This is a genomic window from uncultured Marinococcus sp., assembly GCF_947493875.1.
Classification (GTDB): Bacteria; Bacillota; Bacilli; order Bacillales; family Marinococcaceae; genus Marinococcus.
Genome location: NZ_CANLSU010000001.1, coordinates 414,920 through 424,905 on the forward strand (window position 1 = coordinate 414,920; position 9,986 = coordinate 424,905).

Consider the following 9,986-nt stretch of genomic DNA (forward strand, 5'->3'; position numbering starts at 1 on the left):
TTTTTATTGTAAAAAAAGAGGAGGATGCGGAAATGAGTTATAAAGAATCGCTGTTAATGCCGAAAACTAAATTTCCAATGCGCGGCAATCTGCCAAATAAAGAGCCGGAGCGCCAGAAAACATGGAACGAGCAGGACATTTATGAGCAGGTGCAGGCCCGCACAGAAGGGCGCCCGCTGTTTGTGCTGCACGACGGGCCACCCTATGCTAACGGGGACATCCATATGGGGCATGCGCTGAATAAAGTGCTGAAGGACTTTATTGTCCGCTATAAATCGATGACAGGCTACCATGCACCGTACGTTCCGGGCTGGGACGTTCACGGGCTTCCGATTGAAACGGCGCTTACGAAAAATAAAAAAGTGGACCGGAAAAAAATGACAACAGCTGAATTCCGTGCCGCGTGTGAAGAATATGCGGAGAAACAAATTGACCGGCAGCGGGAGCAGTTTAAACGTCTCGGGGTCAGAGGGGATTGGGAAAGCCCGTATGTGACGATGAATCATGAGTACGAAGCCCAGCAGATTCAGGTATTCGGGGAAATGGCCAAGCGCGGCCATATTTATAAAGGCAAAAAACCGGTCTACTGGTCCCCGTCCTCGGAATCGGCCCTGGCAGAAGCAGAAATCGAATACCACGATATGCGCTCTCCGTCGATTTATGTGTCGTTTGCGGTTAAAGATGGAAAAAATGTTCTCGAAGGCGATGAGAAGTTTATCATCTGGACAACGACCCCTTGGACGATTCCGGCAAACCTGGCAATCACTGTTCATCCGGAGCTTGACTACGTCGTCGTGAAGGCAAATGAAGAAAAGTACGTCGTTGCTGAGGGACTGCTCGAGGAGCTCGAACAAAAGCTGGAATGGGACGGCTATGAGATTACAAAGCGTATGAAGGGAAGCGACCTTGAATACGTAATGGCTGAGCACCCTATTTATGGCCGGGATTCTCTCGTTATTCTCGGGGATCATGTGACGCTCGACGCCGGTACCGGCTGCGTGCACACAGCGCCCGGCCACGGGGAAGAAGACTTTGTGGTAGGACAGCAGTACGGCCTGGAAACACTCTGTCCTGTAGATGACAAAGGGGTATTTACCGACGAGGCCCCGGGCTTTGAAGGACTGTTTTACGATAAGGCAAATAAATCAATCACGGATAAACTCGATCAGCTCGGGGCGCTCCTGCAGCTGAACTTCTTCAGTCACTCGTATCCGCATGACTGGAGAACGAAAAAGCCGGTCATTTACCGGGCGACCGATCAGTGGTTTGCATCGATCGAAAACATCCGGGGCGAGCTTCTGGATGAAATCAGCCAGGTGACATGGACTCCGGCCTGGGGCGAAACGCGCCTGTACAACATGGTGCGCGACCGGGGCGACTGGTGCATTTCGAGACAGCGTGCCTGGGGCGTGCCGATTCCGGTCTTTTATGCAGAGGACGGCGAAGCGCTCATTAACGATGAGACTATTCAGCACGTTTCCGAACTGTTCCGCAGCCACGGATCCAACGTATGGTTTGAGTGGGACACAGCCGATCTGCTTCCGGACGGGTTTACGTCGGAACACAGCCCGAACGGCACCTTTACGAGAGAAATGGATATTATGGACGTGTGGTTTGACAGCGGATCGTCCCATCAGTCAGTGCTTGAGGCATCTCCGCTTCTGCAGCGTCCGGCTGATATGTATCTTGAAGGCTCCGACCAGTACCGCGGCTGGTTTAACTCTTCTCTTACAACGAGTGTCGCGGTTACCGGCAAGGCACCGTACCGCTCTGTACTGAGCCACGGCTTTACGATGGACGGAGAAGGCAAAAAAATGAGCAAGTCGCTCGGAAATACCATTTCGCCAAACGACATCACAAAGCAGCTCGGTGCGGATATTCTCCGGCTCTGGGTCTCGAGTGTCGACTACCAGGCGGATCACCGGCTCTCAGACAACATTTTAAAGCAAATCGCAGAAGCGTACCGCAAGATCCGTAACACGTTCCGGTTCATGCTCGGAAACCTGAGCGACTTTGATCCGGAGAAGCACCGGGTCGCGCCGTCGGACTGGAGCGAGCTTGATCAGTATATGCATCTGCGTCTGCAGGATTTAATCGCAAAAATCCGTGCCGGCTATGAAGAGTATCAGTTCGTGAATGTCTATCAGACGTTCCATAATTTCTGCACCGTGGATCTGAGTTCGTTTTACCTTGATATTGCCAAGGATACACTCTATGTGGAGCATGAAGATGACGTCCGCCGCCGGGCTGTGCAGACAGTGCTTTATGACACGTTAACAGCTCTCGTGCAGATGATCGCCCCGATCATTCCGCATACGGCCGAGGAGGTGTGGGAGTTTATCCCTCACACAGAGGCTGAAAGCGTACAGCTGACGGATATGCCGCAGGCGGACCGTTCGACGGAGGATGAAGAGCTCCGCCGGAAGTGGGACCGTCTTATGGACGTCCGGGACGATGTATTAAAGGCGCTGGAGACAGCGAGAGGAGAAAAAGTGATTGGCAAGTCGCTCGAAGCCTCGGTTGATATTTATGCCGACGGCGAAGTGAAAGATATGCTTCAGAGCGTAACCCGCTTAAAGACGCTGTTTATTGTGTCAAAGGCAGAGGTTGCCGGATCAGCGTCTGAGGCCCCGGCAGAAGCCGCGAAGCTTGATGAAGTAAGCGTCGTTGTAAAGGCAGCGGAAGGTGAACGCTGCGAACGCTGCTGGGAGGTTACCGACACAGTGGGAGAAGACCCGGCGTATCCGGATCTCTGCAGCCGCTGTGCTTCGGTCATGCATCAAAAAGAGAACGTCAATCAGTCATAGCACGTGCTGAGCCCCTTTACTGCAAGGGGGCTCTTTTTTATAAAAAGTAAAGGGCCGGAAGGATCGCCCTGAGCGCTGTTCGCCCCGGCGAATATATGCTAAAATGCTAAGGATGGAACGCACACCGCAAGAGAGGATGACAGAGTCCGTATGAAAATTATTAAGTGGCATTACCTGCTGGCTGCGCTGATTATTATTTTCGATCAGGTAACCAAATACATAGTAGCTGCCTCCATGCGTATTGGAGAAAGCATTGAAGTTATCCCGTCTTTTTTGTACCTGACCTCTCACCGGAACGCAGGAGCGGCCTTTGGCATACTGCAGGGCCAGCGCTGGTTTTTCTTAATCATTACGGTTGCCGTAATAGCGGTAGTGGTGTATTACATGCAGAAGTATGGTGCGCTCTCATTTACTTTTGGAATTCCATTGGCTCTTGTGCTTGGAGGAGCCGTTGGAAATTTCATTGACCGTATGCTGTTTGGTGAAGTCGTCGACTTTGTTGATGTTTACCTGTTTGCCTACAATTATCCTATTTTCAACGTCGCAGACGCTGCCCTGACGGTAGGTGTAGTATGGCTGATTATCGGTATGTTTTTAGATGAAAGATCACGAAAGAAGGAAGAAGCGCATGAATCCACGAATTATTGACGAAGAAGAGCAGGGAATAAGAATTGACCGTCTGATGACAGATGAACTCGAAGAGTCACGTTCGGTCGTGCAGCAATGGGTAAAAAACGGCTGGATCACGGTTAACGGGGGCCACGTGAAAAATAATTACAAGCTCCAGGCCGCCGACCGGGTCGATGTCACTATACCTGAAGATAATCATGAAGAAATGACGCCGGAAGAAATGGATCTTGATGTACGATACGAGGATGACGACGTAGTGGTGATTTACAAACCACGGGGGATGGTCGTGCATCCGGCGCCGGGACATACCCGGGGAACACTGATGAACGGGCTCCTGCACCGCTATCCGGCATGGCAGCACCATCCCGAAGCCCGGGCAGGACTGATTCACCGACTGGATAAGGATACGTCCGGCCTGCTGATAGCAGCAAAGCATCCTAAGGCTTATGAGCAGCTGTCTGCTCAAATGAAGGACCGGAAAATTGAGCGGAAATATAAAGCAATTGTGCACGGAGAGGTGCCGCACGAAACGGGGAAAATTGATATGCCGATCGGCCGTGATCCTCATGACCGTCAGAAAATGGCGGCAGTGCGGGAAAACTCCAAGCCGGCGGTCACTCATTTTCAGGTGCTGCAATGGTGGCACAAATATACGTTTGTGGAGTGTGAACTCGAAACCGGCCGGATGCATCAGATCCGTGTGCATTTTGCACAGATTGGCCATCCGGTGGCCGCTGATCCGAAATACGGACGCCGGAAGACTCTCTCTCTTCCGGGCCAGGCGCTGCATGCGTACCGCCTCCGGTTTGAGCACCCTGTGAGTGAAGAGTGGATCGAGGTGGAGGCTGAGCTGCCGGAGGAGATGCAGGCCGCTATTGACGAACTTAACAAAACTAGTTGACCGCACAGAAAAAGACTGTCATACTACGTAATAACGAAAAAAACGAATGCCTTTTTAACACAGTCCCGTGAGGCTGAGAAGAGGTTGTGTCTGAGCGCAGAAGGACCCAGGGCGGCGTATGTGTAAATACCCGGCCTGCGGATGAATGTGCCCGGAGCCGCAAGCTCTCATCCTTACGGGATGGGGGCTTTTTTGATGAAATAAAGGAGGATGATGCAGTTGGAACGGGTGCTTTTGGATGAACAGGCAATCCGGAGAGCTCTGACGAGGGTGTCACACGAAATTATTGAACGAAATAAAGGCGTGGAAGACTGCATTCTGGTCGGCATCAAAACGCGCGGCATTTACATTGCCAACCGGCTCGCGGAAAATATCAAACGGATTGAAGGAAACGCCATTCCGATTGGCGAAGTGGACATTACGATGTACCGTGATGATTTATCCCATAACAATAACAGCCAGGAGCCGGAGCTGCACGGGGCTGTACTTCCAGGAGACATCACCGGAAAAACAGTAATTCTGGTGGACGACGTGCTATACACTGGACGGACGGTGCGGGCAGCCATGGACGCCATGATGGACAGTGGCCGGCCGGCACAGATTCAGCTGGCCGTGCTCGTGGACCGGGGCCACCGGGAGCTTCCCGTGCGGCCGGACTACATTGGCAAAAACGTACCGACCTCCCGCGAGGAAATCATCGCTGTCAATATGGCAGAAGAAGACGGCGAAGATCAGGTAAGTATTCATTCTGCGTAATAAGAGTTCTCTTTAATTTGAACCAGAGAGTTCAAAAAGGGATGAGACGAAAGCGTTTCTTCCCTCCATGCCAATATTAATGGAGGTTTATCATGAAAAATAACGAAGATATCCATATCCAGACCCGCCCGGCTCCCGCTACCTGGCTGATTTTGAGCCTGCAGCATCTGTTCGCCATGTTCGGATCTACAATACTCGTGCCGGCGCTCACCGGGCTCAGTCCGGCCGTAGCCCTTGTTTCCAGCGGTCTTGGAACACTTGCGTATCTGGCAATCACCAAAGGACAGATACCGGCTTACCTCGGGTCATCATTTGCTTTTATTTTCCCGATCATTGCCGCGTTATCCATCGGGGGTCCGGGGGGCGTCATGCTCGGCTCGCTCGCTGCGGGGCTTGTTTACGGCATTACGGCACTGATTATCCGTAAAGCCGGGGTAGGCTGGCTGATGAACATTCTGCCGCCGGTAGTAGTCGGTCCGGTCATTATGGTCATCGGGCTCGGTCTTGCGACGACAGCGATCGAAATGTCGATGAACTACAATGCAGACACCGGAAACTACAATGAGCCAATGCGCCATATGAGCGTAGCCGCCGTAACACTTGCGATTGTCATCGTCGCTTCCGTGTTTTTCCGCGGCTTCTTCCGCATCATTCCCGTGCTGTTCGGCATCATCGGCGGATACCTGACGGCGCTTGCTGCCGGTATGGTAAATACAGGTGCCATCGGAGAGGCTTCCTGGATTCAGGTGCCGGATTTCTCCGTACCGTTTGCCACGTACAGTCCGGATTGGAGCTGGAGCGTTATCGCGATCATGGCGCCAATTGCGCTGGTGACCATCGCTGAACATATCGGCGATCAGCTTGTATTAAGCAAAGTAGCGGAAAAAAACTTTCTGAAGTCCCCGGGGCTGCACCGTTCCATCATGGGCGACGGGGTGGCAACCATGTTTGCCGCAGTGCTCGGCGGGCCGCCGAATACGACGTACGGGGAAAACATCGGAGTGCTTGCCATCACCCGCGTATTCAGCGTGTATGTGATTGGCGGAGCGGCCGTACTTGCCATCAGCTTTGGATTTATCGGAAAGGTGGAGGCCTTTATAGCAAGCATTCCCGGAGCGGTAATGGGTGGTGTTTCCATTCTGCTGTTTGGCATCATTGCCTCGAACGGACTCCGGATGCTGATTGATAACAACATTGACCTCGGCATAAAGCGGAACCTGATCATCAGCTCGGTTATTCTGGTGACCGGAATCGGGGGAGCGTTCATTGAAGTCGGGGAATACTTTGAAGTTTCAAGCATGGCGCTTGCTACAGTCATCGGTATGGTGCTGCACGCAGTACTGCCGGGGAAGGAAGATTCCTACGGCAACCGGTCGATGTTTGAATCCGTCAGTCCATCTACATCAAAAAATAAGGCAGCTTGATCATCCTTTAAGGAAGTACAGAGAGACATCCAAGGTTGAACGGCATGGAAACACTTCCGTCAGCAGACTATCCTGCGCGGGGCGTTTCTTCATACCCGTAAACCTGGAGTCTTTCCGACTCCGGGTTTTTTATATAGGATCGAGGCGCTTAAAAAGGAGCGGAAATGATGATGAGTATAAAATCTTCAAGAACAGCATCAGTCCAGCATGTGCTGACAATGGAAGAATGGGATGTGCGGCAGATTCATGAGCTGCTGGCGAAGGCCAACGCCTTCGCAGAGACGGACCGGGAACGGAAAAGCCTGCCCTTGTACGCAGCGAACTTATTTTTTGAGCCGAGCACCCGGACCAAGCTCAGCTTTGAAGCGGCCGAACAGAATCTCGGTCTCGGGATCCTCCATTTCGATGCTGCCACCTCAAGCGTAAAAAAGGGAGAGAGCCTGTACGATACGGTGCGCACGCTCGAAAGCATCGGCGCGGATGTAGTTGTTATCCGTCACGAGCAGGAGCGGTACTTTGATGAACTGCGGGACTTTATCAACATTCCCATCATTAACGGCGGGGATGGCTGCGGGCATCACCCCACCCAGTCTTTTCTGGATTTAATGACCATCCAGCAGGAGTTTGGACGGTTTGCCGGGGTGAAGGTCGTCATTGCCGGTGATATCCGGCACAGCCGGGTCGCCCGTTCAAACGTGGAGGTATTGGAGCGTCTCGGAGCGAAGGTATACGTATCGGGACCAAGAGAATGGATGGATGAAGCCATGAGCAGCCGTTTTATTCCGATGGATGAAGCGGTAGAGGTGGCGGACGTCATGATGATGCTCCGCATTCAGCATGAACGGCATACTGTTCAGCTGATAGCCGGCCCGGACGATTATCACGAAGCATACGGACTCACTATAGAACGGGCGCAGCGCATGAAGGACAAAAGCATTATTATGCACCCTGCCCCAATCAACCGGGGTGTGGAAATCGCGGACTCGCTCGTGGAGGGCAGCCGCTCAAGAATCTTTAAGCAGATGACAAACGGTGTGTTTATTCGTATGGCTGTGCTTGATCACGTATTAAGACAGGCTAAAGGAGGAGATTGGAAATGAACGGATGGATTATCAATGCGCAGGTGTTTACCTCCGGGGAAATCATTGGACCGAAGGATGTACTGATTGAAAACGGGCGTATCCAGGACATAGGCCGGGCGCCGGAGGAAGCTGAAGTGGTGCTCGATGCAAAAGGGCGGCTGCTCAGCCCGGGTCTGGTCGATGTGCATGTGCATCTTCGTGAGCCGGGAGGCGAGCATAAAGAAACGATCTATTCAGGTACAAAGGCGGCGGCCAAAGGCGGATTCACCACCGTTTGTCCGATGCCAAATACGCACCCGGTACCGGACTCCGCAGGAAAGCTTGATCTGCTATATGAACGCATCGAAGCGACGGCTGTTGTGCGTGTTCTTCCCTACGCCTCGATTACGGAAAAACAGCAGGGAACCGGACGTACGAACATGAAAGTACTGAAAGAGCACGGGGCCTTTGCGTTTACAGATGACGGAGTGGGCGTTCAGGACGCCTCTGTCATGTACGAAGCCATGCTCGAAGCAGCAGCGGTCGATATGCCGGTGGTGGCGCACTGTGAAGAAAATACGCTCGTATACGGCGGCAGCGTGCACGCCGGCAGGTTTGCGGAAAAGAACGGACTAAAGGGCATACCGGCGGTAGCTGAATCGGTTCATATCGCCCGCGATATTCTGCTTGCTGAAGCGGCCGGCTGCCATTATCACGTGTGTCACGTGAGCACGAAGGAATCCGTGCGGCTGATCCGCGATGCCAAGCGTGCCGGCATCCATGTAACAGCTGAAGTGACGCCGCATCATCTGCTGCTGAGCGAAGACGACATACCGGAGGTGGACACGAACTATAAAATGAACCCGCCGCTGCGGTCCCGCGGTGACCGGCAGGCACTGCTTGAAGCCTGGCTCGACGGCACCATTGATTTTATAGCGACCGACCATGCGCCCCACGCGGCGGAAGAAAAAGCACGGCCTATAGGCGAAGCCCCGTTTGGAATTACGGGATTTGAAACGGCCTTTCCGCTTTTATATAACGAACTGGTTTTAAACGAAGTATGTACGCTGGAGTATCTGCTCGCCTCAATGACGGAGCAGCCGGCCCGGGTGTTCGGACTTGGTGCCGGCACGCTTGCCCCCGGTGCTGCTGCAGATCTGACGCTCATTGACCTCGAGCACGAAGAAACAGTTGACCCTGCGCAGTTTGTATCAAAAGGAAAAAACACGCCGTTTACCGGCTGGAAGCTGAAAGGCTGGCCGGTACTCACGATCGTAGACGGACAGACAGTGTATGAAAAGGAAGAGGTGCAGCAATGAAGCGCAAATTAATACTGGAAAATGGAGCGGTTTTTCACGGAGAAGGCATTGGAAGCGAACGGGAAACGGTAGGGGAAGTCGTATTCAACACCGGCATGACCGGTTATCAGGAGATTTTATCCGATCCGTCCTACTGCGATCAGCTGGTGACGCTGACGTATCCGCTGATCGGCAACTACGGCATTAACCGGGATGACTTCGAAACGATGCACCCCTCTGCCGGTGGAGTGATCGTCAAGGAAGCGGCATCGCATCCAAGCAATTTCCGAAGCATCGGAACACTCAGCGAATGGCTGCATGAAAAAGATATTCCTGGTCTGTGCGGCATTGATACAAGACGTCTGACGAAAATGATCCGGACGGCCGGCACGCTGCGGGGCAGACTGTGCGCAGAAGAAGCGGAAGAAGAGGAAATCGTCCGGGAGCTGCAGCAGTGGCTCGACCCCCGGGACCAGGTGTCCAGGGTCAGTACGAAAAATGCCTACCACGCACCGGGCAACGGCAAACGGGTCGTTTTGATGGATTACGGGGCCAAGCATGGTATTACCCGGAATCTGCTCAGCCGCGGCTGCGATGTGTTTGTGCTTCCATACAACGCCACAGCGAAGGAAGTGCTCGCCCTGAACCCGGACGGAGTAATGCTAAGTAACGGCCCCGGGGACCCCGAAGACGTACCGGAGGCCGTGGAGACGCTGCGCGGTCTGATCGGTGAAGTGCCGGTATTTGGGATATGTCTCGGCCATCAGCTGCTGAGTCTAGCCTGCGGGGCCACCTCGTCGAAGCTCAAGTTCGGCCACCGCGGGGGGAACCATCCGGTCAAGCAGGTGAAAACCGGCCGGGTGGATATAACCTCCCAGAACCACGGCTATACTGTGGACCGGGATTCCCTGATGGGCACAGACCTTATACTGACACACGTCAACGTTAACGACGGCACGGTGGAAGGCGTCGAACACCGGGAGTATCCGGCCTTCAGTGTCCAGTATCATCCGGAGGCCTGCCCGGGACCGAGCGATGCCAACGACTTGTTCGACCAGTTTGTCCGCTTAATGAACCGCTACGAAAAAGTACCTACTCGAATGTAAAAG

Annotated in this window: 8 protein-coding genes; all 8 read left to right on the forward strand. The window is 53.3% G+C overall.

Annotation, left to right across the window (positions count from 1 at the left end; translation table 11 throughout):
* Positions 1-32: 32 nt before the first annotated feature.
* A complete protein-coding gene (gene ileS / locus Q0757_RS02065) occupies positions 33-2,807 on the forward strand; it encodes an isoleucine--tRNA ligase (RefSeq protein ID WP_298784214.1) in 2,775 nt (924 codons plus the stop codon).
* A 150-nt stretch (positions 2,808-2,957) separates the two neighbouring features.
* Positions 2,958-3,455: a signal peptidase II gene (lspA, locus tag Q0757_RS02070; protein ID WP_298784215.1), complete on the forward strand. Its 498-nt coding sequence runs from the start codon at positions 2,958-2,960 to the stop codon at positions 3,453-3,455.
* Positions 3,436-4,338, forward strand: a complete 903-nt coding sequence (locus Q0757_RS02075; RefSeq protein ID WP_298784217.1) for an RluA family pseudouridine synthase — start codon at positions 3,436-3,438, stop codon at positions 4,336-4,338. Before lspA ends, Q0757_RS02075 begins: the two co-directional genes overlap by 20 nt.
* Before the next feature lie 213 nt (positions 4,339-4,551).
* Entirely contained in the window at positions 4,552-5,094 is a 543-nt protein-coding gene (gene pyrR / locus Q0757_RS02080) for a bifunctional pyr operon transcriptional regulator/uracil phosphoribosyltransferase PyrR (RefSeq protein WP_298784504.1), read from the forward strand.
* 92 nt (positions 5,095-5,186) lie between these two features.
* Positions 5,187-6,518 carry a solute carrier family 23 protein gene (locus Q0757_RS02085; RefSeq protein WP_298784219.1) on the forward strand — a complete coding sequence of 444 codons (1,332 nt, stop codon included), beginning with the start codon at positions 5,187-5,189 and terminating at the stop codon, positions 6,516-6,518.
* Between the two features lie 167 nt (positions 6,519-6,685).
* Positions 6,686-7,618, forward strand: coding sequence for an aspartate carbamoyltransferase catalytic subunit (locus tag Q0757_RS02090; protein WP_298784222.1), 933 nt, complete (start codon positions 6,686-6,688; stop codon positions 7,616-7,618).
* Positions 7,615-8,898: a dihydroorotase gene (locus tag Q0757_RS02095; RefSeq protein ID WP_298784224.1), complete on the forward strand. Its 1,284-nt coding sequence runs from the start codon at positions 7,615-7,617 to the stop codon at positions 8,896-8,898. The genes Q0757_RS02090 and Q0757_RS02095 overlap by 4 nt, the downstream gene beginning before the upstream one ends.
* Entirely contained in the window at positions 8,895-9,983 is a 1,089-nt protein-coding gene (locus Q0757_RS02100; protein WP_298784226.1) for a carbamoyl phosphate synthase small subunit, read from the forward strand. The genes Q0757_RS02095 and Q0757_RS02100 overlap by 4 nt, the downstream gene beginning before the upstream one ends.
* Positions 9,984-9,986 lie beyond the last annotated feature (3 nt).